The sequence below is a fragment of the Bifidobacterium xylocopae genome (assembly GCF_003315615.1).
In the GTDB taxonomy this organism is placed as follows: domain Bacteria; phylum Actinomycetota; class Actinomycetes; order Actinomycetales; family Bifidobacteriaceae; genus Bombiscardovia; species Bombiscardovia xylocopae.
Genome location: NZ_PDCH01000002.1, coordinates 119,973 through 146,406, shown reverse-complemented (window position 1 = coordinate 146,406; position 26,434 = coordinate 119,973). Strand labels below are relative to the sequence as shown.

The 26,434-nt window shown below is 60.3% G+C and carries 24 protein-coding genes and 1 tRNA gene; 4 read left to right on the top strand and 21 right to left on the bottom strand.

From position 1 onward, the window contains the following. The first annotated feature begins 4 nt into the window (after positions 1-4). On the top strand, positions 5-1,939 hold the full coding sequence (locus CRD59_RS02010; protein ID WP_113852926.1) for an AAA family ATPase: 1,935 nt from the start codon (positions 5-7) through the stop codon (positions 1,937-1,939). Positions 1,940-2,256: 317 nt separating this feature from the next. Here the strand turns inward: CRD59_RS02010 and CRD59_RS02005 are convergent, their stop codons facing one another. From CRD59_RS02005 to CRD59_RS07935, 6 genes are all read right to left on the bottom strand, one after another. After that, on the bottom strand, positions 2,257-2,553 hold the full coding sequence (locus tag CRD59_RS02005; RefSeq protein WP_145961767.1) for a hypothetical protein: 297 nt from the start codon (positions 2,551-2,553) through the stop codon (positions 2,257-2,259). 37 nt (positions 2,554-2,590) lie between these two features. Beyond that, positions 2,591-2,779 (bottom strand): hypothetical protein, encoded by a 189-nt coding sequence (locus tag CRD59_RS07795; RefSeq protein ID WP_127920925.1) that lies wholly within the window; start codon positions 2,777-2,779, stop codon positions 2,591-2,593. Beyond that, positions 2,776-3,078 (bottom strand): GmrSD restriction endonuclease domain-containing protein, encoded by a 303-nt coding sequence (locus tag CRD59_RS02000; RefSeq protein ID WP_113852924.1) that lies wholly within the window; start codon positions 3,076-3,078, stop codon positions 2,776-2,778. Before CRD59_RS02000 ends, CRD59_RS07795 begins: the two co-directional genes overlap by 4 nt. A gap of 3 nt (positions 3,079-3,081) precedes the next feature. After that, on the bottom strand, positions 3,082-3,654 hold the full coding sequence (locus CRD59_RS01995; protein ID WP_113852923.1) for a hypothetical protein: 573 nt from the start codon (positions 3,652-3,654) through the stop codon (positions 3,082-3,084). Positions 3,655-3,937: 283 nt separating this feature from the next. Continuing rightward, positions 3,938-4,201 carry a hypothetical protein gene (locus CRD59_RS01985; RefSeq protein ID WP_127920924.1) on the bottom strand — a complete coding sequence of 88 codons (264 nt, stop codon included), beginning with the start codon at positions 4,199-4,201 and terminating at the stop codon, positions 3,938-3,940. Next, positions 4,191-4,331 (bottom strand): hypothetical protein, encoded by a 141-nt coding sequence (locus CRD59_RS07935; RefSeq protein ID WP_161522251.1) that lies wholly within the window; start codon positions 4,329-4,331, stop codon positions 4,191-4,193. The genes CRD59_RS01985 and CRD59_RS07935 overlap by 11 nt, the downstream gene beginning before the upstream one ends. A 543-nt stretch (positions 4,332-4,874) precedes the next feature. Between CRD59_RS07935 and CRD59_RS01980 the strand changes: the two genes are divergently transcribed. Next, the gene (locus tag CRD59_RS01980) at positions 4,875-5,207 is read left to right on the top strand and encodes a nucleotide pyrophosphohydrolase (RefSeq protein ID WP_113852920.1); all 333 of its coding nucleotides are present in this window, start codon (positions 4,875-4,877) and stop codon (positions 5,205-5,207) included. A gap of 298 nt (positions 5,208-5,505) precedes the next feature. On the opposite strand, the gene prmC is transcribed toward CRD59_RS01980, so the two are convergent. The 7 genes from prmC to CRD59_RS01945 form a co-directional block, all read right to left on the bottom strand. Beyond that, the gene (gene prmC / locus CRD59_RS01975; protein WP_236632666.1) at positions 5,506-6,534 is read right to left on the bottom strand and encodes a peptide chain release factor N(5)-glutamine methyltransferase; all 1,029 of its coding nucleotides are present in this window, start codon (positions 6,532-6,534) and stop codon (positions 5,506-5,508) included. Between the two features lie 480 nt (positions 6,535-7,014). Continuing rightward, positions 7,015-8,103, bottom strand: coding sequence for a peptide chain release factor 1 (prfA, locus tag CRD59_RS01970; protein ID WP_113852919.1), 1,089 nt, complete (start codon positions 8,101-8,103; stop codon positions 7,015-7,017). Between the two features lie 160 nt (positions 8,104-8,263). After that, complete coding sequence (gene rpmE, locus CRD59_RS01965) at positions 8,264-8,482, bottom strand: 50S ribosomal protein L31 (RefSeq protein ID WP_113852918.1); 219 nt, start codon at positions 8,480-8,482, stop codon at positions 8,264-8,266. A gap of 941 nt (positions 8,483-9,423) precedes the next feature. Next, a complete protein-coding gene (locus CRD59_RS01960; protein ID WP_113852989.1) occupies positions 9,424-10,935 on the bottom strand; it encodes a ClC family H(+)/Cl(-) exchange transporter in 1,512 nt (503 codons plus the stop codon). Positions 10,936-11,135: 200 nt separating this feature from the next. Further along, positions 11,136-11,209: transfer RNA gene (locus CRD59_RS01955), tRNA-Ile, on the bottom strand. A 114-nt stretch (positions 11,210-11,323) separates the two neighbouring features. Continuing rightward, complete coding sequence (locus CRD59_RS01950; protein ID WP_236632664.1) at positions 11,324-12,964, bottom strand: peptide ABC transporter substrate-binding protein; 1,641 nt, start codon at positions 12,962-12,964, stop codon at positions 11,324-11,326. Between the two features lie 15 nt (positions 12,965-12,979). Continuing rightward, a complete protein-coding gene (locus CRD59_RS01945; protein WP_113852916.1) occupies positions 12,980-13,621 on the bottom strand; it encodes an ECF transporter S component in 642 nt (213 codons plus the stop codon). 342 nt (positions 13,622-13,963) lie between these two features. On the opposite strand from CRD59_RS01945, the gene ettA reads away from it, so the two are divergent. After that, positions 13,964-15,640 (top strand): energy-dependent translational throttle protein EttA, encoded by a 1,677-nt coding sequence (gene ettA, locus CRD59_RS01940; RefSeq protein ID WP_113852915.1) that lies wholly within the window; start codon positions 13,964-13,966, stop codon positions 15,638-15,640. A 169-nt stretch (positions 15,641-15,809) separates the two neighbouring features. Beyond that, on the top strand, positions 15,810-16,709 hold the full coding sequence (locus tag CRD59_RS01935; protein WP_113852914.1) for an acyl-CoA thioesterase: 900 nt from the start codon (positions 15,810-15,812) through the stop codon (positions 16,707-16,709). Positions 16,710-16,734: 25 nt separating this feature from the next. Here the strand turns inward: CRD59_RS01935 and CRD59_RS01930 are convergent, their stop codons facing one another. The 8 genes from CRD59_RS01930 to CRD59_RS01895 all read right to left on the bottom strand — a co-directional run bounded on the left by CRD59_RS01930 (position 16,735) and on the right by CRD59_RS01895 (position 26,377). Continuing rightward, on the bottom strand, positions 16,735-17,277 hold the full coding sequence (locus CRD59_RS01930) for a DUF3180 domain-containing protein (protein WP_113852913.1): 543 nt from the start codon (positions 17,275-17,277) through the stop codon (positions 16,735-16,737). Then, positions 17,274-18,332 carry a dihydroneopterin aldolase gene (locus CRD59_RS01925; RefSeq protein WP_113852912.1) on the bottom strand — a complete coding sequence of 353 codons (1,059 nt, stop codon included), beginning with the start codon at positions 18,330-18,332 and terminating at the stop codon, positions 17,274-17,276. Before CRD59_RS01925 ends, CRD59_RS01930 begins: the two co-directional genes overlap by 4 nt. Before the next feature lie 71 nt (positions 18,333-18,403). Beyond that, positions 18,404-20,515, bottom strand: a complete 2,112-nt coding sequence (gene ftsH / locus CRD59_RS01920) for an ATP-dependent zinc metalloprotease FtsH (RefSeq protein WP_113852911.1) — start codon at positions 20,513-20,515, stop codon at positions 18,404-18,406. Continuing rightward, positions 20,512-21,087, bottom strand: coding sequence for a hypoxanthine phosphoribosyltransferase (gene hpt / locus CRD59_RS01915; protein ID WP_113852910.1), 576 nt, complete (start codon positions 21,085-21,087; stop codon positions 20,512-20,514). Before hpt ends, ftsH begins: the two co-directional genes overlap by 4 nt. After that, on the bottom strand, positions 21,074-22,183 hold the full coding sequence (tilS, locus tag CRD59_RS01910) for a tRNA lysidine(34) synthetase TilS (RefSeq protein WP_113852909.1): 1,110 nt from the start codon (positions 22,181-22,183) through the stop codon (positions 21,074-21,076). Before tilS ends, hpt begins: the two co-directional genes overlap by 14 nt. A 23-nt stretch (positions 22,184-22,206) precedes the next feature. Continuing rightward, on the bottom strand, positions 22,207-23,613 hold the full coding sequence (locus CRD59_RS01905; RefSeq protein WP_113852908.1) for a D-alanyl-D-alanine carboxypeptidase: 1,407 nt from the start codon (positions 23,611-23,613) through the stop codon (positions 22,207-22,209). A gap of 176 nt (positions 23,614-23,789) precedes the next feature. After that, positions 23,790-25,406, bottom strand: a complete 1,617-nt coding sequence (locus CRD59_RS01900) for an ABC transporter permease (protein ID WP_113852907.1) — start codon at positions 25,404-25,406, stop codon at positions 23,790-23,792. Continuing rightward, positions 25,403-26,377 (bottom strand): ABC transporter ATP-binding protein, encoded by a 975-nt coding sequence (locus CRD59_RS01895; protein ID WP_113852906.1) that lies wholly within the window; start codon positions 26,375-26,377, stop codon positions 25,403-25,405. The genes CRD59_RS01900 and CRD59_RS01895 overlap by 4 nt, the downstream gene beginning before the upstream one ends. Positions 26,378-26,434 lie beyond the last annotated feature (57 nt).

Genomic DNA, 26,434 nt, shown 5'->3' with positions numbered 1-26,434 from the left:
TGACATGACAACAGCCATGCGTATTCATTCTTTCAAGCTTTCTACGGATAATGGACCGGTAATTTATGAGTTCAAGAAAGACCTCACAGTGTTTAAAGGGACAACGAGTGTAGGCAAGACGACCTTATTCGAACTCATAAAGTACTCACTGGGCGGAGATGCGGAAATTGCTGAAGTTGTCTATGACCATGTAAAAAGCGTATCCATCGATATAACAGTAAATAGCGACCGCTACCATATAAGCAGGACGGTCCGAGACAAATCCCACTTTGTACAAGTTCTCAACACCAATACCGAAAACGATTACGGCGAAGTCCCGATAAAGCATGACCCGTCTAAGGGCAATCAATCAACGTTAAGCGACATACTGTTGAAAAGCATGAATCTGGGCTCGGATCTGATGGTGAGTTCGAAACGGGGCAAAGGTAAAAGCAGAAGGCTTACTTTTGCAGGAATTCTAAATTATATTTACATACCCCAACGAAAAATCAATAATGACATTGCCGAAAGTACTGAACCATATATGAACGCCACCCGAGTCACTGTTTTTGAGCTTTTGCTCAGCATCAGTACTCCGGAGATTCAACACTTAAAGCATGAACTCAGCAAACTCGCCGAGAATATTCAGAATCTTCAGCAGGAGAACGCATCCATAAAGGATTTCTTGGATTCCACAAAGCTCAAAACAGAGGAAGAGTTAAAAGAAGAACTGACAAGAATTGAAAAAGAGGCACTCGAAAGCCGACATCAGCTTGACGCAATGAATATGGACATGGCGTCATCATTCGGCAAAAGCACTCTCGTATACTCGGATATCATAAACCAAGCACGGGAGTCCTATTCTGAGGCAAAACAGTCATTATCGTCTATAGAGCGAATCATCGAAAGCTACAAAACCGAGCTAGCTGGATTGCAAACTCACCAGATGCGGATTGAACAATCGCTCGATGCGGCTGACATACTTGCTGAAACAGATTTCACAATTTGTCCTAGATGTCTTCAACCCTTACATCGAGAAGTCAAAAGCGGGACCTGCCCCGTATGCATGCAGCCTGACACTGAACATAATGGAAATCAGGCATTGAAAAATGAACTGAATGAAGTCGACCGGCAAATCAAAGAAACTGAATCCCAGTTAGCCGCTCTGCATTCAGAACACAATTCTCTAGTGCAACGAGTCAAGGAACGACAAGCCCGTTACATGCAATTAGAACACGATATCAACCGCCAAACCAACGATATTGTAACACCAAATTTACAAATGTACACAGCTTTGAACATGAAAATCAGCTCTGCAGACGCCAGAAAGAATGAGCTGGAGCAGCAACTCCAACAGTGGGATCTATACAAAGATAAGTTGCTAAATGTCGATCGTCTTGAAGAGCATCGGCGAACAACACGCAAATACTTGTCTGATGAACAATCCGACAGACTTGATTGGAAACAAGATGTAATCGGTGAGATCAGTAAGGAGTTTCGTAAAAATATTCATGAGTTCGGAATCCCCGATGCCGAACAATTGGATATCAATGCCGATACCTACCTCCCCACTTACGATAAGCATTCGTTCCGAGATATGGTCCACGGAGGCGGAAAAATCACCTCTATTCAAATGGCATATTGGTTATCTATACTCGCTGTAGCAACCAGGCATTGGGACGAAACTCCATATCCACTATTGCTAATCATCGACACCCCACAACTCGCCTTAGACTCTTCCTCAGCAATCGGGAAGGCTATCTACCGAAAAATAGTCTCTCTTACCGATGTCCAACCAGGACGCATACAAGTCGTTCTCGCCGATAACGATGTGCCTGAAATCGATAAAGGTAACGCCGAAATCATCACCCTTTCCTACGAGCACCCGGCGGTAAGTACTATTCATCATCCAGGTCCAAGCCATGTAACTTCTATCGGCAAGACCGACGATGATGAATGACCCCTCGTAAAATGTCCCTTCCACGGAGTCATTATAAGCGCACAGCATCATATTGGTTAACATGCGTACCTCTCTAAACCTAGACAGCAAATCCCTATCGCTCTGCCGTAACCTTGCGATTCATATTCAATCCAACTGAACACATCCTTAGTGCAAGGGTTAGCCAACCACTCCTGGAGCTTAATACAATCTTCATCGAAGTAGACCTGGAGTTCGAAGAACAAGGAGTGACGGGTGGTGGCGGCTGAGACGGACCAGTGAAGGGTTCCGAGGAGGGTTAAGAGAGCGGATTTGATTTCGGGACGGTCTCGTTGGAGTCAGGAATAAAGTTCGTTGGATTGGCAGTAGAGGACTATTGCTATGTAGTTGTTTCGCTGGCCTAAGAGGGTGTCTTGGTTGGTATTGGGTATGCCGCCGCTGAAGGTGGCGCTGCTGCCGTTGCTGCGCGATCGGCTGCTGAGGTCGCGGAAGGCGGAGACAAAGTCAGGCCGGGTGGCGTAGTAGTCGTAGAAGTCAGGCCAGAAGAGGTTGCGTAACTCGATGATGCGGCTGGTGGTATGGTCAGCGGATCCCAGATAACGGCGCGCACCTCGTCCAGCAGCGGTCGTCCTCACTACCATTCCACCCGAACAGGCCGCCGTCGGAGGCTTTTCATCCGAGACCTTCCATCTCCCTGGCCCTACTGTAGAGCGGCGGCGGGCTATGGTACTCCTTGCCATTGCTCAGGAGGATTGTGAACGTATCGGTGAGCATAGCAGAGACTACGGAGCCGGGAGTCCTGCCCACGATGATGGGGCCGGATTGCAGATAGTCGACCGAACCCGCCATAGCCAGCGTCACAGTCGGGCTGATAGAGTGTTCACTGCTAGCACACGGATTATAGGATTCGATGACCTCCACAGGTAAGTCAGGCAGACCACAGATCTGCTTCGCCGCTCGGCCAGCTGCTCGGCCCGGACGAGGATTACTACCTCCCTCCACACATCGGCCTGCCGGATTTCCCCAGATATGGTCAGGTATTCGTTCTTGTATCCGCCGACCGTACACTCCTTCTTCTGCTTGTATGAGCCGTCGGAGAGCTCGGAATTGTAGGCCGTAAGCGGCAGGTTACCCAGGTTGTCCACATACTGCTCGTACATGTTCTAGTGATCGTCACCCAGCATGGCCATCCATTCCGGCTGGTTCAGGGCGTTGCGGGGCATATCGTGTCCGATGGTGTAGGTGCCGGCCGAAAAGTCACGCTCGTCTTTGCTGTGGTGGCTGTTCTCCAGTTTCGCAAGCATGTAGAAGCTGGGACAGCTGCAGCTGTGGCGTCTTATGAGTACCTGCTCAAACTCCTTGTCCACAGGTATACGCCAGGCTCTGCCGGACTCACTCAGCAGTATCGCTTCGAAGGCTTCCCGGTAATTCCCGCCGCTCTTCCCCGTCTCGCGCAGGCGCTTGATCAGGGAGGGAATGAACTTGTTCAAGCTGTTGCTGGCCACATTGCAGACCATCCGCCAGAAGGGGAAGCTTCCCACGGTGCGCAGCATGGCGATCAGGTCGTCGTGCGAGCACACCCACGCCCCTTCGGCGTAGTCCTCAAGCATAGCCATAATCAACGGGTTCATCACCAACAAGCGCGGGGCGGCGATACCCGCCAAAGCCAGTCTGGATTCTTTGCTTTCTAGAGTACCACGCGTGATCTGCACGAAGGCTTCCGCGTTACCCCTCATCACTCACTATGCGTTCGCCGCAGTCAAAGCCCGCCTCCTGTGTATACTGCTTGAGCGTACAGTACACATCGCGCGAGACCAGCGGAGCAGGTGTCTTCACCACGGTTAGCCAATCGTGGAGAAAATCATCGAATACTTCCACGTAGACTTCCTCACCCAACTCCAACTCAATCTTACCGTACAAGGACTGCTGCTGGTCGAGAGGGATGGTTCATCCGCGCGTAGTTGCGCACCAGGTCTGCCGTGACCAGGTCCTTACCCATAGAGTTCATGAATCCGGAAATCAGCTGGAGTTCGTCGATGCCTGGGTCAGTGACACCGACACCACTTGCAGTCGCGCTGTCCCATGCCAGACCATATTGGGATTGCCGATGCCAGCCAAGTGCGAGCGGAAGAGGTTGAGAATGTCCACTATGCGCCGCGAACCCACAATCACTTCCACTTCCGGGTCCAGCACGTGGTCCATCAGATACCTAAAACTGGCATGGTCTCCCTGGGAGAGCTCCAGTCGATAGCGGTCGCTGCCCCGCTGGTGTTTATCCGCCAAGTAAGTATCCGCTATCCATGATTTGCCTGTACGAGAACAGCAGCGATTCATCATCACCGTGGTCGCACGCATATTCGGCCAAGGCGACCAACAGCAGCATGCAGGTCATACGCTGCTGCACGTCAATCAACAACAGTTTGTCCAACCCGGAGGCGGACATGGGCCATCCTGAACCCAGACCACGAAACCGGTGCAATGCATACAATTGGCCTGCCGCCCGGTAGCAGCCACGTCATGCCACAGCTGGTCGCGCTGCTCGTCCTCCCAGGAGTGAGACCGCTGGTAGACGGGAAGCACGAACTGGTGACTGGTGTTGCCTATCAGCGCCACCAGTGTCTGCGGCCCTTTATACATTGTCTCTGCATCGACGTAGTGAAAACATGCGGTCGGAGTTCACCGGGAAGCAATCCGCAGCTCCAAGTGATATGTTCTTGTCCATCCACAGGGAAGGCTAAACATCAGCATATAGAAAATAGGTATCGGAGGTGGCTAACTGCGGCCCGAGCGATATCACCAACAATTCATCATATGATGCGCTGTTTCGCTGAACTGTTGTTATACATTATGCATAAAGCTCGAACCCGAAGATATCATCCAGTCTGAAGCTGCAATAAGCTTCATTCGCCTTATGCTTATACGAGAGAGATTATCATTAAGCTGATACAGTGAAACCGTGCTAAGTGATGAGACTATTGAGACAGTGATGGAATTCGCTCGGGAGAGGGAGTGGGAGCAATTTCACACACCGGAGACGTTAGCTAAGTCGATTTCTATTGAGGCAGCAGAGCTGTTGGAGCGCTTTCAGTGGAGCGCAGAAGCCCGGGATGGTGATATGGAGCATGTGGCTGATGAACTAGCGGATGTACTGACGTATAGCATCGAGATGTCACATGTGTTAGGGGTTGATATGGACACTATCGTGCGCAATAAGCTTGAGAAGACGCGTGAAAAGTATCCGGTGGAAACCTCGAAAGGAAACAGTAGCAAATACCGGAAACTTCAATAGGGACCCAGCAGCCTCGACTTGAGGGACCCAGCAGCCTCGACTTGCTCGATTATTGACCATCCATTAAATATGGAGCAATTATTATAAAAGTTATAAAATTGCCCTGAACCTACAAGGATTAGTTTATATTCAATCTTGGCCACATATGCATGCAGTAAATACAGTAGTAATGCCGCGACTATTGGGGATAGTGCACCTACACACCATTTCTAACAACATGTATATACACATTTACGAATGAAAGATCTGCTCAATATATGATAGGCAGGCAGTTTCAACTCTGCATGCTTATATACAATCACCGTATACCGTTCAAAAACCTTGGGCGCCCGGTCAAATCTACGCCAGTTGTGACATCAGTAAAGCCCCAAGATTCCACGCTTTGTCGCAAAACTTCAGCTTGTGAAGGGTCGTGTTCCATCACGAAATAGCCACCGGTACGCAAAAGCGAAGCAGCGCGCGCGACAATGCGTTCAGGAATGAGCAGGCCGTCAGGCGATCCCCCATAGAGAGCCCGGGGAGGATCGTGGTGCGTCACCTCTGGTTGGGTGAGCACCAGCGATTGTGGCACATAAGGCGGGTTGGTGACGATCAAATCGACCTGGCCATCCAAATCTGCCAGAGTTTCTGAATCTGTCGCATCACCTATAACTAAACGATATGAGGACTTCTGTCGGTCAATCTCATGCTGGTACCGCTCAAAGTTCCGACGTGTCCAGACCGCCGCATCCTCTGAAATCTCGACCGCCCATACCCGCAATCCAGCCACCTCCGTTGCCAGCGCTAAGCCGATAGCCCCCGAGCCGGCGCACATGTCAACAACCACAGGCCCCTTCGGACCTCTCGACCCCTCCCCTAGCAGCCAATCCAACCCGGCTTGGACTACAATTTCCGTCTCGGGCCTAGGGATGAAAACGCCCGGCCCGACCTCTAAATCAAGGAAACGGAAGGGGGCATGGCCCACGATGTACTGTAGGGGTTCCCTCCGGGCCCGACGCCTGACAAACTCTCGAAGAGTAGCTAGTGCAACCTCCTGGGTCAACCCTGTCTCCACCTTACTTCCCGCGTGATTCTGCCCAACTAGAGCTAAGTCCCCCAGGCTTTGCCCCATCAGCAGAGCCTTGTCAAGCTCATGCAGGTTGACCTGACAAGCCTGCGCGAGCAAGAGACGTGCATCATTGTCGGATGTTTCTACACCCGCTACTTTCAGGATTTGGCTGTTTACAGCTAAAAACTGCCTGACCGTATCGCCGCTGGAGAGGGAGGGCAAGCCAACACCTGCCGAGTTTGCCATCGTTTTCCTCTCTTTGAGAATGTATCTCATCATCTCGTATCAAACAGCCTTGAAGCACACCTAGCCAAATCAAACTGCCGCATTTGTGAGCTTTACCACAGCAGTGCTTAGAACCCGCCATACACACAGTTCAGCAGCAGTACAGAAAACAGTTCAGAACGCAAGCCATCGACCTCCATCCAAGCGGCGTTGACCGATAACCACTATTCGCTGACTAAAATACTTATATAGCTCCTGCCGGAACGCAATATGCTCTATCGTCACATCTCTGACAGCCGCAGGCACTATAGAGACAGAGTTCCACGTTCTCATTTAATACTTCATACGCCTGACCAACATCTAAAAACCCGAATATGGTTGCACAGCAAGAATAAGTACTTACGTACAGGAAACACCAGACCGCATGCAGTGCCCCTACCCTTACAAGTGTGACAATCTCTCACAACCTATCCGCTACAAGCAACCCGCAGGCGAGTGAACCATATAGCAGATTTCATACCTACCAACCCCCTCTCACTCCCGCCCGGCAAGGCGGTCGGCTTCGTCCGCCTGCACATCCGAGTCGATGACGGCTTGGATGTCGCCGTCGAGGACCTGGTCCAGGTTGTAGGCCTTGTAGTTGGTGCGGTGGTCGACGATGCGGTTCTCGGGGAAGTTGTAGGTGCGGATGCGCTCGGAGCGGTCCATGGAACGCACCTGCGAGTGGCGCATGTCGGCGGCCTCGGCGGCCTCCTGCTCGTGCTTCATGGCCAGCAGGCGCGACTTGAGGACCCGCAGGGCGGCGGCGCGGTTCTGGATCTGCGACTTCTCGTCCTGCATGGAGACCACGATGCCGGTCGGGATATGGGTCATGCGCACTGCGGAATACGTAGTATTGACCGACTGTCCGCCGGGACCGGAGCTCATGAAGATGTCGATCTTCAGGTCCTTCTGGTCGATCTTGATCTCGTCGTCGTCATCGTCGGCCTCAGGGAAGACGATCACGCCGGCCGCCGATGTCTGGATGCGCCCCTGGGACTCGGTCACGGGGATGCGCTGCACCCGGTGGACGCCACCCTCGTACTTGAGCGAGGCCCACACCCCGTCCTCGGGCGCCACGGTCCCACGCGAGCGGATGGCGACCTGCGCGTCCTTGACCCCGCCCAGCTCGGTGATGTTCTGGCTCATGACCTCGACCGACCAGCCGCGCTTCTCTGCGTAGCGCGTGTACATGCGCATCAGGTCGCCGGCGAACAGGGCCGCCTCCTCGCCGCCGGTGCCGGCCTTGATCTCCATGATCGTGTCGCGGGCGTCGTCCGGGTCCCTGGGGATCAGCGCGGTCCGCAGCTTCTCCTCGGCCGCCGGCAGTTGGGCTTCCAGGCTCTTGGCTTCGGCCGCGAAATCCGGATCCTCTGATGCCATGCTCTCGGCGGCCTCGTAGTTCTCCCTCAGCTCCTGCCAGACCCGGTAGGCTTCAACGATCGTGCCCAGCTCGGCATGGCGCCGGCCCAGCTTGCGGATCTGCGCCGGGTCGGAGGCGATCTCTGGCTGGCTCATCCGCCGCTCAAGGCTCTCATACTCCTCCAGAGCCGTTTGCGCAGCCGGAAACTGCTCGTTCTCCATTGCTATCTCCGCCTTCCCTTCCCGACTTTCCGGCGCCCGCCCTCAAGTGAGCGCTCCGATACAGCCTCACGCAGCGCACACACCGCACATGACATAGAAAAACGCCAGCCCCTCACCGGGCGTAACGGACGACCCGGTTGGGAAGCTGGCGTTGAAAGCGCTACTTGTTGGCGTTCCTCTTGCCGTAGCGGGCCTCAAAGCGGGCCACACGGCCACCGGTGTCGAGGATCTTCTGCTTGCCGGTGTAGAAGGGATGGCAATTGGAGCACACATCAACCGTCATGTGATCGCCGGGGGCTGTCGAACGGGTGACGAAGGTGTTGCCGCACGAGCACGTCACCTGCACGGGATGGTAATCGGGATGGATACCCTGCTTCATGGTTTCTCCTAGGGTCGAAGGGCCCGGGTCGCCTGCCCCTATGGCTGACGTGAACCGGAACCAATGGTTGAGTATAGCGCCGCCCCCGGAGTTTCCGCCCCGGATTTATCTGACATCGCCGGCCGGAGGACCGTCGCATGCCGTAAGACACCATGCTCACTGCTATCAACAACAACGTCCTTCACCTATTCCCCAGTTTTCACGACACTCCGTCCCGGGAGTGTCACATTAGCATCTGAGCCTTGGAATCAAGCCATTCCAGTACTCACATTGCCTTACCAAATTTTGATGCGATTGACAGCCGCGGAAATCGTACGATAGACTCTCACAGCAGAGAGCAATCTCGCATGTGTTGGGGAACGCATGAATGACTAGCCACAGGGGAAATTCGAATGTTTGCCCTGAAGCCTAGCTGATATGAATGTGAGCGCTGCCTGCAGGAAGCGCGGCTACTGGGGCCATTCACATCATGCAGAGGCGGTCATTGCCATATAAATGAAGGGGATTCGCACAGAATCTGGACCCGGATCGGTATATCCGGCAATATAGCGGGACATCCGGATGAGAGCTCAATGGTTGGGGCTCATCATCTTGTCCCGCAGTCCGACGCAAGTCGGGCTTCCGGTCCGAAGGGATGAAAGACGCGATCTGGCTCTATTCCCCCGGCTGAAACGGGTGGTTCGCCATCCGCGGATGCGAGAGTCAGACTGCGGGGAAGGCGGGTTTCGGCTTTATGCCGAAGCCCGCTTTTTCTATCCGCAACAATGGTCCCTCACAGGCCCGAACGACCGTCTGGGGAACTCCCTATTGGTCTCACATCTGGAATGTGGAACTCACCCCTACCACAAGATTCGAATATCCTGTTCACCCCCTCCCCCCGCTAACAGACAGGCTGGCGGCGGAAGACAGGGATTGAACCGGCACCGGCCAATTGACATCGATCAACGGCACATGTCGGCCATGGCATTACGTATGTGCGGCAGACGGCGGCCATCGAAGAGCAGGTAGATGTAGTCTCCGGCCAGCAAACGGCGTTCCGGCGTCGGTACCATGTCTTCATCACCCCGTCGCAGACCTACGACGACAGCATCCCCGGGCCAGTCCACCTGTCCGATCCGGCGCCCGGCCACCCTGCTGCCGTATTCCACCACGAATTCCATCGTCACAACCCCCAGGGCCGAAGGCGGCGCTCCTTCCTTCTGCCCCTGCCTTCGACGTCTCATGGAACGCTCCAGCAATGCCTCGTAGATGGGCCGGACCTTCAGAAGGTCGGAGACCAGGAGTGCGGTGAACGCGCATAGGGCGACCGGCAGCATGTGAACGAGGCTTCCCGACATCTCCACCGTGAGCAGGATGGAAGTGACTGGCGCCTTGACGGATGCGGTAAGTGCCCCCGCCATGGCGCAGACGGCGAAGACCGAGATCATGCGGACGGGCATACCCAGCGCCACCGCCCCCACACCGCATAGGCCACCTGTCAGCGTACCCACTGCGAGGATGGGCATGAAAATGCCCCCTGGAGCACCTGAACCGAAGCAGACGGCGGTGAACATCATTTTAACGACGAGCAGCAGGAGGAGATTACTGGCCACCGACGGGCTGACCTCGTGTGTGCGTTCAGCCAAGCCGATCAGGTCCTCCCCTCCGCCCAGGACGGCAGGAAGGAAAATCCCGACCGGCAAGGCAATGAGAAAGGCAACTACAGTCCGGCTCCAGGCAGGCAGCACGCCATATGCGTCCTGGGCACCCAGAAGCAGCCTGTTGCATGCCGAACCGACCAGTCCGGCGATCAGACCCAACGGAATCATAAGCAAGTATTCCGGGACCGAAAGCATGGGCATGGCAGTGAAATCCAGCACCGGCCTCAGCCCGAACCAGTTCTTCGAGACGAAATCCGCGGACAGGGAGGCCGCCGCCGCCGAGAGCAGGATGACCGGGGAGAATGACCGGTGAATCTCCTCCAGGGCGAATACCATACCGGACAGCGGGGCGTTGAAGGCCGCCGATAAACCAGCGGCCGCTCCGGCTGTCACCAGATAGTTCTCCGCATCGTTCCCTTGTCGCATGCCACGCGACGCGACTTGGGAACCGGCCGCCCCTATCTGGATGGAAGGACCTTCACGTCCCAGTGACATACCGAACAAGGCACACAGGAACCCACCCGTGTAACGCACGGCCAAAACCGGCAACGCCCTCATCCTGAGCCCCCACAGGACCACGCCCTCGACCTGGGGTATGCCCGATCCAGAGGCCATGGGCACCAGCTTGATGAGCCAAGCAACGAACAGTCCCACGGCCACGGCGGCCGCCACCCATGGCAACGCAAGCAGGGGGCGTTGGAGAATGAGTGAGTATGCACATCGGGCGAAGGCGGTCCCGTAGCTGACACCTTTGCGATATAGCACGACCAGGATACCGGCCACGAGCCCGCAGAGCACCGCTTTGAGGGCCAGGGACCATTTGAAACGAGGGGCATGGAGAGCGAGCGCAGCGGGTTTCGCGCGTACGCCTGTCAAGCGCAATCGGAGCGAATGCAACCACCCTGGCGAGGATTTCACTGGTTTTACCACGACCAATCACATCCCATGCCCGCCGGCCAGGATGCGGGACGAGCCCGTGAGCGACCGGGTACTGGCGGGGCTGGTTTCTCGAGTGGGGCCCCAGGGGCTTGAACCCTGGACCGAACGATTATGAGTCGTTTGCTCTAACCGACTGAGCTAGGGCCCCACATTGGCGAAATAGCCAACAGCGACAGTCTAGCAAAGACGCTCGTCAACCCCTCCCGGCCATGCCGCCGGGGTCATGCACCCCGACCGGCAGGCCGAATATGAGGGCCACGGACTAGCCCGCTCGCTTGGTCAGTTCCGTGTATGAGGGAAGACCCATGTGGTTGAAAGCGACATGCCCCATGGCCGGGTTCGCGACGGCACAGACCTTCGCATACCACAGCGGTATGGCGGGCAGGTCGTGTAAGAGCTGTGACTGCGCCCGGAGGTAGGTGTCGAAAGCGGCTGACTGGTCGGTCTGCCGGGCTGCCTGAGCCAGGAAAGCATCGAAGGCCTCGCTCTTGTAATCGCCATAGTTCAACCCTTTACCGTCGGCGGCCGACGAGGAGTAGCCCTGGAAGAGATAACCCTCGGGATGGGGGTAGTCGGACTGACGGCCCGAGCTGAAGGCCGAGTGAACCTGCCTGTTGTTGATTGCGGTCCTGAACTCCTTGGCTGTGGGGAAGACGTCGCTCTTGACCTCGATCCCGAACGTCCGATGCAGGGCATGGATCAGGGCGTCCACCCAATCCTTGTCTCCACTGTCGGAAGCGTAGGCGATGCCGAACACGCCGCTCCAGGCCGAAATGGCGTCCGCCCGCCTCCAGAGTTCCCTGGCCTTGGCCTGGTCATATCCCAACACTTCCGAACCCGCCAGCTGCTTGGAGTAACCGGCTATGGTCGGAGCGGTGAAGTCGGTGGCGGGCGTGACCGAGCCATGGAAGACCTTGCCCGCTACCTCCGCACGGTCTATGGCATGCGAAATGGCCGTCCGGCGCAGCCTCCCCTCCTCACCCTGGAAATGCGCCAAACCGGAGGGAATGGCCAGTGACCTGAAGGACGGCCCCGGCTGTGAGAAGGAACGCACCCGGGGGTCTTTGCGGTAGCTGGCCAGGGAGGAAGTGGGAACGGTGTCCAGCAGGTCAAGGTTCCCGGCCTCCACATCAGCGTAGGCAGTGTTCGGATCTGTATAGTCGCGGAAGGTGATGCCGGAGTTGCGGGCATGGCGCGGCCCGTGGTACTTGGGGCTCCTGATCAGTCTGATCGCCTGGTTGGGTGTCCACGACTGGAAGAGGTAGGGGCCGTTGCCGATGGGATGCCGCCCGAAGGCCGTCATGTCCCGGTAGGCCACCGACGGGAGTGGCATGAAGGAAATGTCGCCGACCTTGTATGGGAATGAGGAATCGGGTGCCGACAACCTGACCTGGAGGGTCCGCTCGTCGTCCACGGACAGTCCGGACAGGATGGCATCCCTGTCGCCATGCGGATCCTGCAGCTGCCCGTAACCGGCGATGCCAGAGAAGATGGATCCACCGGTCTGCCCGTTCGCGGCGTTGGCGGCGTAGGACCAGGAGCGTGCGTACGAGCGCGCCGTGACGGGCTCACCGTCGGAGAATGCAAGGCCCGGCTTGAGCTTGATCGTATAGGCGGTGGCATCCTGGTTGGGGGTGATTGATTCGGCGTCGGCGTAAATCAGCTTGCCTTCCCGGCCGAAAGTGACCAGTCCGTCGAACAGGAGGCTGACTACCTTCCATCCGGCCGTATCGGTCACCTTGCTGGGTGTCAGGTCAGACACCGGCTCGACGTTGTTGACTGTGACGGCTCCCCGCTCATCAGCCGATCCTGGGTGCCCCCCGGGGGTCGTGGAGCCGCACCCCTCCAGCACCAGGGCCGCTACCACCACCGCGCCCAGGGCACCGATCATTCGTGCACGCATCTCCGCAGGACCTTTCTATTCGGCATGGATCTGGCGACCGGAGGCGAACCGATCGAGGGCGCCTGTCCTGGCGATGGCTTTGAAGAGCAGCCAGCTGACGAATCCCGCGAACACTATCCCGCTGACGGCCTCGCAGGCCGTACCGATCAAGCCCCTGGGGCTGAGGAAGGAGACACCTTGGTAGAAGAAGGCCAGGAGGAAGGCGTTATAGACCATGGACACCAGGAGGCCGGCGGCGATGGTGACCGATAGGGTCCAGCGCCTGTACAAAAAGAGAGCATAGACAATCTCTGCGCACAGGCCCTGCACGACGGCTTCGATGATGATCATGCCCGAACCATAGGCATTACCGAACAGGATCTCGACCAGGGCACCGACCACATTGGCATACACCGCGGCCCCTGGCTTGCGGATGATCAGTAGGTTCATGGTCACCGGGAAGTAAAAGAGGCCGTGCAGGAGGGAAGCCGCGCCCGGCAGCAGGGCGGTCATCAATGGGAAAATCCACGAGGACAGGGCCGAGGCCGCCCAGTAGATCAGCCCGGAGACCACGCCCAGGGCCGCGCCCACCGCAATGTCGACCGGCCGCCAGCGCAGGCGGTGGACTTGGCCGACGGTTCCGGCATGTGCCGTCTTGTTCGTTGTTCGTGTTGTCATGACGCTCCTCAGAGATTCACCCGCGGTGGCCGCGGCCCGTGCGCACAGTCTGGGACCGGCCCTATGACGCCTCCCACCACAGGGAGCCATCAGGCCGTGGGCGCCCCTGGACCTGCACACGTCGGGCGGAACGCTCAGCGTAACTCTATCCCGGCAGGGCCCGTCTGCATAGGGGTGGAGCCGTAGGCGTATCCGTTAGTCGGCCCAAAGCCTCCTGCCTGAAGACGAGGTCGAGGCATGGGCTTGCCCAGGGGCGAACGTAAGGTCCGCACGTCGCAAGCCCCCTATAGCATGGCAGCAGTGACATTCGCCCGAATTCCAACAGTTTTGTGAGGTTGCCTCTTGGCTGAGTTCATCTATCAAATGATCAAGGCGCGCAAGTCCTTCGGTGATCGCGCGATTCTCGACGACGTGACCCTGAGCTTCCTGCCCGGAGCTAAAATCGGCGTGGTCGGCCCCAACGGCATGGGCAAGTCCACCCTGCTCAGGATCATGGCCGGCCTGGATACCGTCTCGAACGGCGAGGCCCAGCTGACCCCCGGCTATACGGTCGGCATCCTTCAGCAGGAGCCACCCCTGGACGAAGACAAGACCGTGGGCGAGAACATCAAGCAAGCCTTCGGCGAAATCATGGACAAGGTCAACCGCTTCAACCAGATCGGCGAGGAGATGGCCAACCCGGACGCCGACTACGACGCCCTGATGGCCGAGATGGGCAAACTCCAGGAGGAAATCGACGCGGCCGACGGATGGGACCTGGATTCCCAGCTGGAGCAGGCCATGGACGCCCTCCAATGCCCTGATCCCGACACCCCGGTATCAGTGATCTCGGGCGGTGAGCGCCGCCGCGTGGCCCTATGCAAGCTCCTGCTCGAAGCGCCTGACCTGCTGCTCCTGGACGAGCCCACCAACCATCTGGACGCCGAGTCCATCCTGTGGCTGGAGCAGTTCCTGCACTCGTACAAGGGTGCTGTCCTGGCCGTCACCCACGACCGCTACTTCCTGGACAATGTCGCCGAATGGATCTGCGAGGTGGACCGCGGCCAGCTCTACCCCTACCAGGGTAACTACACCACTTACCTGGAGACCAAGGCCAAGCGCCTGGAGGTCCAGGGGCAGAAGGACGCCAAGCTGGCCAAGCGACTCAACTCAGAGCTGGACTGGGTCCGCTCTTCCCCCAAGGCCCGGCAGGCTAAGAACAAGGCACGTCTGGAGCGCTACGAGCAGATGGAGGACGAAGCCAGGCGCAACCAGAAGCTGGACTTCTCCGAGATCCAGATCCCGCCGGGGCCCCGCCTGGGCTCCAAGGTGCTGGAAGCCGAGCACATCCACAAGGCCTTCGGCGAGCGCGTCCTGATCGACGACCTGTCCTTCACCCTGCCCCGCAACGGCATCGTGGGTGTGATCGGCCCCAACGGCGTGGGCAAGTCCACTTTGTTCAAGACCATCGTGGGACTCGAGCCCTTGACCTCCGGCAAGCTGGAGGTCGGTGACACGGTCAAGATCTCCTACGTGGACCAGAACCGCGAAGGCATCGACCCCGACAAGAACCTGTGGGAGGTCGTCTCGGACGGCAACGACTTCATCGAGGTGGGTGGCATCGAGGTGCCCACCCGCGCCTACGTGGCCTCCTTCGGCTTCAAGGGCTCGGACCAGCAGAAACCGGCTGGAGTGCTCTCAGGCGGTGAGCGCAACAGGCTCAACCTGGCCCTGACCTTGAAGCAGGGCGGCAACCTCCTGCTGCTGGATGAGCCCACCAACGATCTGGACGTGGAGACCTTGGAATCATTGGAGAACGCCCTGCTGGCATTCCCCGGATGCGCTGTGGTCATCACCCACGACCGCTGGTTCCTGGACCGCATCGCCACCCACATCCTGGCTTGGGAGGGCACGGATGAGAATCCGGCCAACTGGTACTGGTTCGAAGGCAACTTCCAGGCTTACCAGGAGAACAAGGTGGCCCGCCTGGGCGAGGAAGCCTCCCGTCCGCATCGGATCCACCGCAAGCTGACACGCTGAGCTCGGTCTGCGCAACCGGCACATCAGGCATGGCACGACACCCGTAGGCTCCGGTCGTTCGCGATCGCCCCACGGGTGTCTTGTTTTCACCTCCCTATAGACTGCTCACAGCGTCACGGTCGCCCAATTCACGGGCGGAACTGCAGGACGGCGACGGTTGGGAGACATTATGAATGAAACGCCCTTACAGCAGGCCATCCGAGTGCTCAGCCCGGAGGAAACCGGGCGTGGACGGTCGGCATCAACCTGGCGGGCAGACTCCCTGCCCTTTCCAACCGGCCGCATCTACGGAGGCCAGATCATGGCCCAGTCCATCCTGGCCGCCGCCGGGACCGTGCCCGAAGGCAGGGAACCGAACTCGGTCCACGGCTACTACATTCGAACCGGTCTCCTGGACCAGGAAGTGGGTTTCGATGTCGAGGACCTGCGTGACGGCCGGTCCTACTCAACCCGCATGGTGGATGTCTCCCAGCCCGGGCGCCCCATACTCAAAGCCATGGTCTCCTTCCAAGAGAGCGGTCAGGGCGGCGTACGCTATGCCGACTCCATGCCGACCGGCCTGCCAGACGCAGAGGAACTGACTTCGGCCCGGGACCTTATGGCACCGTATGCGGACAAGTCCGCCTTCGCCGCCTACTATGCCAACCAATCCCCCTTCGACATCCGCCACATCACCCCGACGATCATGCTCGGCCCCTACAAGGACGCCCAGTCGCGGGACAGCGGCCGACAGTTGGTCTGGCTGCGTGCGGACGGCAAAACCGATGGCGTGGGGCAGACCATGCAGCGGGCCCTGCTGGCACTGGCATGCGATCAGCTGATGATGGAGCCGGCCCTGCGCAGGACGGGTCTGTCGATCGCCACGCCCGGCATCTCCTATGCTTCCATAGACCATGCCATGTGGTGGTATGAGGACATCGACATGGCCTCCTGGCTCCTCTTTGTCCAGGACAGCGCGGTGGCGGGCCATGGACGGGCCCTATGTTCAGCCAAGGTTTACAACCAGGACGGCGACCTGCTGGCGGCCATGGCGCAGGAGGCCATGCTGCGGGTGCCGCAGGCCGGCTGAACTCCGCTCCAGCCCGATAGGGCCGTCAGGATCGGTGCTGGCGGCTCTTTGACAGCTTGCGCTCGGCGGCTCCGGCCAGTCGTCCTTGCTCGGCCCGGCGCTTGGACTCAGGGCTGTCCGGACCGTCGTCGGGCGGCAATTGGCAGAGCCACTCCCCCGCCACTGCGATGATGATGTCGACCAGGCATACCAGGGCAGCGACCAGGCACTCCACGATCACACGCCCATAATATGGGGCCTCCCGATGAGGCAGGCACATAAGCCCCTGTCCCGCGTACCAACCCAGGAGTCCCGCACATGCGAGCCCCAGGGCCTTGGAGAGCAGCAGGGCATTGACCGCGAACCGTGGGTCCATCTCCTTGCGCTCACCCTTGGCATACCTGTGAACCTGCACCGCCATGGACAGGACAATCAGGCCGGTGATCAGCAGGAGTGCCGGTACCAGCCAGGGGGCGCCCAACAGATCGAGTCTCCAGCGCTCGCCGGCACGGACCAGCAAGACGCCACCAACCAGCCCAAGCCCCACAGCCAGCAGATAGTAGGTAGGCGGAGTGCGCCGCATTTTCATACCGAACCTCCCAGAATCCACGAGTCGGAAACCAGGGTGACCTGGTCACGGTCCGGTGCGGCGGCCGCCAGCTCATCCACCGGCCCCCCGTGCTCTCCGCACAGCCGGGCCTGCGGGTCCACCGCGGACCAGGGCTTGAGCACCTCCGCCTGCTGCCAGGCCTTATCATCCGGAAGGCTCCAGACCGAAGCCCGGGCCGCTGTCCACTGCGGGGACCTGGGGCGATCACCGAGCAGGTCTTCGCTCTCCCATTGTCTCCCATCCTCGTCGATCAGACGCAGCTCCAAGGGGAAGGATGGCAGTCGCAGGCCATGGGAGCGGCCATGGGCGGATTCAATCATCCATAGGGCCGACATGAGGTCGGCCGGCCCCAAAGCGGTCTCAATCACGACGACCGCGCACAGGCGGTCTGGTACACTGCCTCCCTGTTTCATATACAGCGGGGAGATACCGAGAATCTGGCTGCCGGGAACACCGTCCAAGGATACGATCGCCGTGCGCATGGCCTCACGGACGGGGCCGATGTTACCGCTCATGGCGATCACCGCTTGGTGGACTGCCCCCTCGGGGTCCCCTGCGCCCGCGTCCTTGCCGGAAACATCGTCGAAGGACGGATGGCCCTGTTGGGAGCGCCGGCGGCGGGCGTGCTCTACGGCTTGGGCGGCGGCGATGGAGGCCGATGTGGCCGCTTGCGGCTCATCGTCGTCGGCAGATCGCGCCAACCTGACCTCGACAGCACCCATGGGTATGCCGGCACGACTGCCTGCATCCAGACGCCGCACAGTGACCTCGACCCGGCACACCTGGTGCGACAGGAGGATGGAGTCGGCCACCCGGACGGCCACCGTCTCAACCAGAAGCGCATCCATGCCCTCTATCAGGGAGACGATCCTGCGGGCCACTTGCGTGTAGTCGACCGTTTCGGTCAGGTCGTCCCCATCCGCAGCCGCGCGGACATCCAAATACAGCTCAGCATCCACCGAGTAGGAGAAGGGTTCATCGCCCGCATGAGGCCGGGAGCTGGCGCGGATATCGCTCAGCCGTATCGAATCCATGCGTGGCTCCCTTCCGAAAGGCTCGTCGGCTGGAGGCAGCCGACGGACCGTTGACTATCACCGGCGGGCGCCTAGCGGACGTCCTGTCCGTTGACGCTGCGCTTCAAGGACTCGGGAATCTCCACCGGCGGCAGTTCCGAGTCCGGCCGGTTCGGCTTCGACAGCCATAGTGGCCGCTCGGGCGACATGCGCATATGTGAGAAGATGGCGGCGAGCTCGTCCTTCCCCAGGGTCTCCTTGACCAAAAGCTGGCGGACCAGCTCATCAAGGACGTCCCGGTTTTCGGAGATGACCTTCCATGCCTCATCGTGAGCCGTCTCGACCAGTTGCAGGACCTCCGCATCGATCAGACGAGCGGTCTCGTCTGAGTACTTCCGCGGCTTCAACGCATCCATGCCTTGGTCCTGATCGTTTTCATCCGCCCACTTTATGGCCCCGAGCTTGGAGGAGAAGCCGAACTCGACAACCATCTGCCGGGCGATCTGCGTCGCCTTCTCGATGTCGTTGGAGGCACCGGTCGTCGGGTCGTGGAAGACGACCTCCTCGGCCACCCTGCCTCCCATGGCATAGGCCATCTGATCCAGGAGTTCGTTACGGGATTGGGAGTATCGGTCCTCGGTGGGCATGACGGCCGTATAGCCCAAGGCCCGGCCTCGCGGCAGGATGGTGACCTTGGTCACCGGGTCCGTGTGGTGCATGGCAGCAGCCACCAAGGCATGACCGCCCTCGTGGTAGGCCGTGTTGCGCAGTTCGTCCAGGGCCATGCCACGGGTGCGGCGTCGAGGCCCGGACAGGACGCGGTCAATGGCCTCGTCGATGGCTCGGTTGTCGATCAGCTGGGCGTTGGAACGAGCGGTCAGCAGGGCAGCCTCGTTGAGCACATTGGCCAGGTCCGCCCCGGTGAAGCCGGGCGTGCGGACAGCCACGGTGTGCAGGTCCACGTCAGGAACGAAGGGCTTGCCCTTGGCATGCACCTTGAGGATGGCCTCGCGTCCTTCGAGGTCGGGGGCCTCGACTGCCACCTGACGGTCGAAGCGGCCGGGGCGCAGGAGGGCAGGATCCAGGATGTCCGGCCGGTTGGTCGCGGCGATGATGATCAGATTGGTGTCGTTGTCAAACCCGTCCATCTCAACCAGGAGCTGGTTCAGGGTCTGCTCGCGCTCGTCATGGCCGCCCATGCCGCCACCGCCGCGCTTACCGCCCACCGCATCGATCTCATCGATGAAAATGATGGCCGGGGCGTTCTTCTTCGCCTCGTCGAAGAGCTCACGCACGCGGGAGGCACCCAAGCCGACGAACATCTCCACGAAGTCCGAACCCGCCATCGAATAGAAGGGCACGGAAGCCTCACCGGCGATGGCGCGCGCGAGTAGGGTCTTACCAGTTCCCGGAGGGCCATAGAGCAGGACGCCACGCGGGATGCGCGCACCCAGGGCCTTGTACTTGGAGGGGTCCTTGAGGAACTCTTTGATCTCCTCGACCTCCTGGACCGCGGCCTCCTCTCCGGCAACATCGGAGAACTTCGTCTTGGGGGTCTTGCCCTCCAGGAGCTTGCCGCTGTTCTTCTTGCCCATGCCCAGCATGCCGCCGCCGGAGCCGCCGATGCGGGAGAAGAAGTACCAGAAGACGACCAGCAGCAGGATGACCGGCAGGAAGGAGGTGAGCAGGTAGCTCAACATACTGGTCTGGGGAACAACCGAGTTGAAACCCTCCTCCAGGTGGCCGAACTCCACGGCCTTCGCCACCTGCGGACCCTGGTCCTTGACATAGTAGAACTGGACGTCCTTGCCGTAGTTCTTCTGGCTTCGCTTGCCGGCTACGCCGTTGTCCTTCTTGACGAAGTCGTTCTTGAGCTTGAGCTCGACCACCTGCTTGCCCTCGGTGATCTCAGCGGACTTGACCATGGTGTTGACCGAGTCCTTGTCCTTGGCATCGAACTTGGCCAGAAGCTCCAGCCCGTCACGGGTGTCGATGGTCTGCACACCGCCCTGGGCGTTGAAGAATCCGAACAGGCTCAAGGCGATCAGGACCGCCAGAACGCCCCAGAGCCAAGGCGACTGCCAGAACTTGCCGTTGCCGGGCCCCTTACCGTCCCCGTTGCCCTTGAAGTTGAAGGGGTTGTTGCCCTTGCCTGGTCGTCCGCCACCGGACGGCGGCCGTTGGGGGCCTTTCGGATAGGTCATGACTGCTCTCCTTGATCCTCATCCTGGTATTCGCACGGCTTCAACACAGCGATGGAGTCCAGGTTCCGGTACCGCTCGTCATAGTCGAGACCGAAGCCCACGACGAACTCATCGGGAATGACGAAGCCCGGGTATTTCACGTCCACCTGGACTTCATGCCGGCAGACCTTGTCGAGCAGGGCGAACACCTCGACGGATGCCGCCCCCCGTGACTTCATCTCATCAACCAGCCAACGCAAGGTCCGACCGGAGTCAATGATATCTTCCACAATCAGAATGTGCCGCCCGCGAACGTCGCAATCCAGGTCCTGGCGCACCGTGATGCTGCCGGATGAGGTCGTACCGGATCCATAGCTGGACAGACTCATGAATTCCAACTGGGCGGGGATGCTCACCTCCTGGGATAAGGCTGCCAAGGTGTTGACGGCACCCTTGAGCACCGCCAGCATCAGCAGGTCCCTGCCCGCGTAATCGCGACTGATTTGGGCCGCGGTCTTGCGGATGAGGTCTTGAATCTGGTTCTTGGTCAGCAGTTCGTGGTCGATGTGGGACTGAATATCAGCGATGCGCATGGTCCCCATCTTTGCATATGAGAATGACGTGTCGCTGGCGATCGGCCGAGAACCCCCCGGACAGGACCGGGCCACGCTGCCCGTGCCAGTCGCCGGCCAAGGCATCGAGACTGACAATTTGCCTGCTGGAGACCTGCGCCCCCAAATCCGTCAACACCCGTGCCCACGCCCGATAGCGCAAGGAAGCCGGAGCGGCCGCCAACAACCGCGCATCGATACGCACCAGGACCCCTTCGTTCCGTTCCCGTTCCAGGGGCTCGCGGCGCACCCGGGCCAGGAGCTGGTCCGCCTGGGCGCACAGGTAATCCTCATCCGTGCGGGCCAGCTGCGCGGACCTGGCCAGCCGATCCGACATGTCCCTCCCGGCCAGGTCGCTGAACGCAGGCAAAAGGTCGTGACGAATCCGGGAACGCAAGGGGTAGTGGGACGGGAGGGCGCGGTCCGCCGGTACATCGTCGCCGTTGGTCGGGTCATCCCACCAGTTCAGCTTCAGCAGGCGGCAGATGGCTGTGGTCTGCTCCCGGCCCAGATCCAGCATAGGGCGCAGGTAGAGCACGCCCTGTCGTCGAAAAGCCGCCTGCATGCCAGCCAGTGCACCGACACCCGAGCTGCGGATCAGACCGATCAGGACCCCTTCGGCCAGGTCGTCCCTGGTGTGGGCCAGAAGGATGGCCGCCGCACCGGCTTCCATGGCGGCCTTGGTCAGAGCCGCATACCGGGCTTCGCGGGCATCGGCCTCAAGTTTGGCCCTGGTTCTACCCACCCGTATCCGCCTGACCATGACCGGATCCAACCCCAGGTCCTCGCAGCGCTTCCCGGCCTCCGCAGCGACCAGCCCCGATCCCTCCTGAAGGTCGTGGTCGATGATGACAGCACCGCATCTGAGCCCCAGGCTAGGGCAGACGATAGAGGCCAAGGCCGCCAGAGCCGTAGAATCCCTGCCTCCCGAGCAGGCCACCAGAACCAGCGGCGCGCCAGGGGCCGGGGCATGCTCGCCATGCCTGGCGAAGCGCTCCGACTGCCGCCCCAGACCCGCCTCCTCAAGACTGGTACGCAGGGCACCTATGCCCTGCTTGATCTGTGCCGCATAGACCATGGCTACTTCCCCCTCCTGCGAGCCTAGAGCTTGGGAAGGGCGGACATCAGTGTGTTGACCGCCTGCACCGCGCCGCCCATATCGCCGGGATTATTGACGATGACCGAGAAGACCAGCAGGCCTCCACCCATCCGGGAGACGTTGCCGGCCATGGCAGTCACCTGGTCCAGACTCCCCGTCTTGACCCTGACCAGCCCATTCGGGTCGCTCCCCTTGCCCCGGCCGGCCGCCGTGCCCACCAGGCCGACAACCGCCATACCTTCGGCCAGCGGCGCCAGCCTGCCATGGCGTCCATCGCAGGCGAGGCGCTGAATCGCGGCCAAGGTGGCCACACTCACCAGGGAACCGGGCGTCAGTCCCGAGCAGTCGGCCATCCGTGCTCCATCCCCGAGATTCACACCCTCCCGGCCCAGGGCCTCCTGGACCGCCTGGACCGCACCCCTAGGGGAGTTCTCCTTGCCGAGCTTTACGGCGGTCAACCTACCGAAGAGCTCGGCCAGGCTGTTGTCGGAGTTGCGCAGCATGTAAGCCATGAGCTGGCCCAGCGGTGCCGATTCGACGCTGGCCAGGGACTTGGGCTTGGAAGTGGCAGGCAGCTGCCCGACAGCCGGATCGCCCACAACGGTTATGCCCTCTTCGGCCAGGCGCTGGGCGAAAGTGTCCGCCGCCCGCATCTCGGGGTCCTGGTCGTGAGACAGGTAGACGCCACCGCCGTCGGGGTCGGCGGAGCGGTCCGCATCCGAGCGCATGCGACCCTCGTCGACCGCGAGTGTCGAAGTGGGAGTGAAATAAACTCCACCCGGATTATTCTCGTCGATGCCTTGGGGCGAGCGCTCGGGGCCAAAGAATCCCGGGTCGTACGCCAGACTCACCTTACCGATGGAACCCGCTCTGAGTGCCTGTGACGTCTCCTTGGCGAGGGTGCCCAGCCCGGCCCTGCCATTCACATGGGAAAGATCACAATCACCCGAGCCCAGAAGCATATCGCCATGCCCTTGGAGCACCAGGCGCGGGTCCGGTCCTGCCGAACGGTCCAAATATGTTGAGGTGGTCAGTGTCGACCCCATATCCAGACTCAATGCCGCTGCTGCGGCGGTCAGGGTCTTGAGGGTGGAGGCGGGCTGCCGCAAGGTCCCCTGGGCATGCTCAGCGGCCACGGAACCATCACGGTTGGCGATCACCACCGAATAGTCGCCGCCGACGCCTGGTGAAGCGGCGAATCCGTCGATCACCCGCTGGGCCGCGGACGCATCCACCGGGGTGTCCGATTCCAGGTCCGCGCCCACGACGGCTGGGGCCAAAGCCTCAGTCCGGTACCGCGGTCCGGTACCTACGGCGGAACCCGCCAGCGTCAAAGGACCGGGAATCACATCCGTCGCGTCCGCGACCAGGTAGCCGGCGAAGACCACAATCACCGTCGCGGCGGCCATGACCGGGCGCCATGTGCGGCGTCCTCCTCGGGCATGCGCTCCCACTCGCCTCTCCTATCATGCGTGCGACCGACCGTCCCACCGACCTTCCGGCGGCCGGACCCCATGGTTCCTTCTGCCAGCTTAGCGGGAGGGCCGCCGAAAGCGCCAGCGGCCTGATGGGCCGGCCACCAGGGTCATAGGGATGCGTACCTGTCCAGGATGGCGACGATGGCCAACTGCCGTCGATCCAGAATCCGACCGCCCCAATTGACGCCCAAGGCCAGCACCGCCAGGCCGTTGACCAGTGCGATCGGTGCCAGCAGCCACTCCGGCCTCCCACCGGCCCCTGTGCCATCAAGGGCGAAGAAAGCGATGATTGTCGGCAGCACCACCAGGATGTTGCCCAGGAGCTGCACGAACGGGAAGAAGCCCTGGGCCATGGCCCGGCCCTGAGGCGAAGAGAAAGGCTTGTCGATAGGGGCCACTGGATAGATCAGGAGGCAGGAAAGCACCTGAGCCAAACCTATGCCGGCCATGAGCACCCCCTCCACGACACAGGCGATCACCAAGGCGTACGCCAGATGTCGCCCGCCCCACCAGTAGTCGGATATGAATGCGGCCACGAAGCACTCGACGATCATGTAGGTGGACATGATCCACAGGTAGACACGCACACGGCCCTTACGGTCCGCCTTACCCGGCAGTCCCGCCATGACTTGCATGCGGATCCCCGGCCCGTCGTAGGCCAGGTTGTTCGCGGTGTACATGCAGAGGAAGAGCGCCCCCAGAAAGACCCCCTGCCAGGCCAGTCCAGGCAGCCCACGACCCTGGATACCGAAGACGACCAGGAAGATGACCGGCAGCAGGAAGTAAAGCAGCTGCCTGGGGTCGCGACGCAGGTAAATGACCAGACGCGCACTGATGGCACCCGAGGGCGAGTCCGGCATCCGGGTGAACACTCCCAGCCCGTGCGCCTTGTTCCGTGCCCCCGTCCGGCCCTCGCTCAGGCGCAGATGACGCAGGCACCAGGTGGATATGGCGAAGCAGAACCAGCAGGTCAGTGCGAGAATGAGCAGACGAAGCAGAAGGAAAGCCCAATCGCCGTTCGCCGCGTCGAAGGGGAGTTGGAAGGCCGCAGCCAACGGTGTGAAGGCCAGGATGTCGGCGAAAGGCCTTACCTGTGCAACAGACAGGGTACCGGCATCCGCCGCCGGGGAGATGGTCTGGGGTAGGGAGCAGATGAGCATGAACAGGATGAAGACCACCAGGTAGAGCGCGTTTTGGGCACGCTGGGAGGAAGCCAGTGATGTGGCCAGGGACAGAACGGCCTTTGACAGGCTCATCATGGTCAGCACCGCGACCGGAGCCGCCAGGATGGACACGATCACCACTACAGGCCCCAACCCTCGGCAGAGGAAAGCCAAAGCCAGAAAACAGATCAGGGCGCATATGGCCGGCAGGCCCACCAAACCGGCGACCATCAGGCCGGCCTGCAGGCGGCGATCCGGGATACCGAAAAGGACGAATCGCCTGGGACTCAGGGTCGATCCCTCGCCGATGACCATGAGCTGGAACATGATGACCGTGACGCTCAATGCCGCCAGGGCGCAGACCATGGTCACCCGTACATCCGCCGCCGACGTTCTATCAAGCCCCTCACCTTCGGTCACCGCGAGGAACCAGGACCCCGCGACGGCCTGCAGTGCCAGGATGACCGCGATGGTGGCCCCCACCAGCTGCCAGGAGGACCTCTTGACCGTAGCGAAGGTCAACGCCCAGCGCAGGCGGGCGATGGTGAGGATCTCGCTCATCGGGCCCCCGCCCCGTCACCCGGATCACTGCCTTGCGAACCATTGAGCCCGCCCGGTGACCGGATGCCTGCCGGATCCAATCCTTCGCCCGTCGGACCATCCCCTTCCGCAGGCCTCACATCATGGCCCAGACCGGCCGGGCCGGTCGGATCGGCACCGCCGTTCAGCCAGTCGATCCGGGCCGCCGCGTGCCTTCCTCCAACAAGATCCAGGAACCGATCCTCCAAATCCTCACCTGCCGCGACCTCGGCCACGGTACCGTCGGCCAACACATGACCGTCATTGATGACCGCCACATGCGTGCACATCCTCTCAACCAACGCCATCACATGCGAGGAGACGATGACCGTGCCGCCCGTCGAGACATACTCCGCCAAGATGTCTTTCAGGTTCGCCGAGGACACCGGGTCGACCGACTCAAACGGCTCGTCCAGGACCAGCAGACGGGGGGAATGGATCATCGCCGATGCCAGACAGATCTTCTTGCCCATGCCCGACGAATAGTCGGACACCATACGATCGGCCGCATCAACCAGATCGAAGGCGGCGAGCAGGTCCTTCGCCCGCGCCACGGCCTCGGCCCGCTTCATGCCACGCAGCATGCCCGAGTAGACCAGAAGCTGCAGGCCGGTCAAACGGTCGAAGACCTGCCCGGCCTGGGGCATGACGCCTATCGAACGTTTGGCCCTGTTGACGTCGCTCCATACGTCGCGTCCCATGACCGAGACGCTGCCGGCATCCGGCAGCAACAAGCCTGTGGCCATGTTCAGCGTGGTCGTCTTTCCAGCCCCATTGGGACCCACGAGCCCGTAGAAGGAGCCGACCGGTATATCCAGGGACAGGCCATTGACGGCCAGCTTGGACTCGAAACGCTTGCAGAGGCCACGGATGGACACGGCGGCCGTAGGGTCGGACGGAGGCAGCAGCGGCGCCGGTGCGGCGCCTATGGGAATGTTCTGGCTTGGACTCATGCTTAGAGCATAGACCCCATCAGGGCGGTCAGTACCCGCAAAGCCACGGCATGGGTC

Excerpts from the sequence above, each read along its gene's own strand:
- CRD59_RS01935 (WP_113852914.1), top strand. The coding sequence starts at position 15,810 with ATGAATGAAACGCCCTTACAGCAGGCCATCCGAGTGCTCAGCCCGGAG.
- prfA (WP_113852919.1), bottom strand. The coding sequence starts at position 8,103 with ATGGAGAACGAGCAGTTTCCGGCTGCGCAAACGGCTCTGGAGGAGTAT.
- prmC (WP_236632666.1), bottom strand. The coding sequence starts at position 6,534 with ATGATGAGATACATTCTCAAAGAGAGGAAAACGATGGCAAACTCGGCA.
- hpt (WP_113852910.1), bottom strand. The coding sequence starts at position 21,087 with ATGCGCATCGCTGATATTCAGTCCCACATCGACCACGAACTGCTGACC.
- CRD59_RS02000 (WP_113852924.1), bottom strand. The coding sequence starts at position 3,078 with ATGTACGAGCAGTATGTGGACAACCTGGGTAACCTGCCGCTTACGGCC.
- CRD59_RS01930 (WP_113852913.1), bottom strand. The coding sequence starts at position 17,277 with ATGAAAATGCGGCGCACTCCGCCTACCTACTATCTGCTGGCTGTGGGG.
- CRD59_RS02010 (WP_113852926.1), top strand. The coding sequence starts at position 5 with ATGACAACAGCCATGCGTATTCATTCTTTCAAGCTTTCTACGGATAAT.
- CRD59_RS01895 (WP_113852906.1), bottom strand. The coding sequence starts at position 26,377 with ATGAGTCCAAGCCAGAACATTCCCATAGGCGCCGCACCGGCGCCGCTG.
- rpmE (WP_113852918.1), bottom strand. The coding sequence starts at position 8,482 with ATGAAGCAGGGTATCCATCCCGATTACCATCCCGTGCAGGTGACGTGC.
- CRD59_RS01905 (WP_113852908.1), bottom strand. The coding sequence starts at position 23,613 with ATGGCCGCCGCGACGGTGATTGTGGTCTTCGCCGGCTACCTGGTCGCG.
- ftsH (WP_113852911.1), bottom strand. The coding sequence starts at position 20,515 with ATGACCTATCCGAAAGGCCCCCAACGGCCGCCGTCCGGTGGCGGACGA.
- CRD59_RS01950 (WP_236632664.1), bottom strand. The coding sequence starts at position 12,964 with ATGCGTGCACGAATGATCGGTGCCCTGGGCGCGGTGGTGGTAGCGGCC.
- CRD59_RS01925 (WP_113852912.1), bottom strand. The coding sequence starts at position 18,332 with ATGGATTCGATACGGCTGAGCGATATCCGCGCCAGCTCCCGGCCTCAT.
- tilS (WP_113852909.1), bottom strand. The coding sequence starts at position 22,183 with ATGGTCTATGCGGCACAGATCAAGCAGGGCATAGGTGCCCTGCGTACC.
- CRD59_RS01945 (WP_113852916.1), bottom strand. The coding sequence starts at position 13,621 with ATGACAACACGAACAACGAACAAGACGGCACATGCCGGAACCGTCGGC.
- CRD59_RS01900 (WP_113852907.1), bottom strand. The coding sequence starts at position 25,406 with ATGAGCGAGATCCTCACCATCGCCCGCCTGCGCTGGGCGTTGACCTTC.
- CRD59_RS01995 (WP_113852923.1), bottom strand. The coding sequence starts at position 3,654 with ATGAGGGGTAACGCGGAAGCCTTCGTGCAGATCACGCGTGGTACTCTA.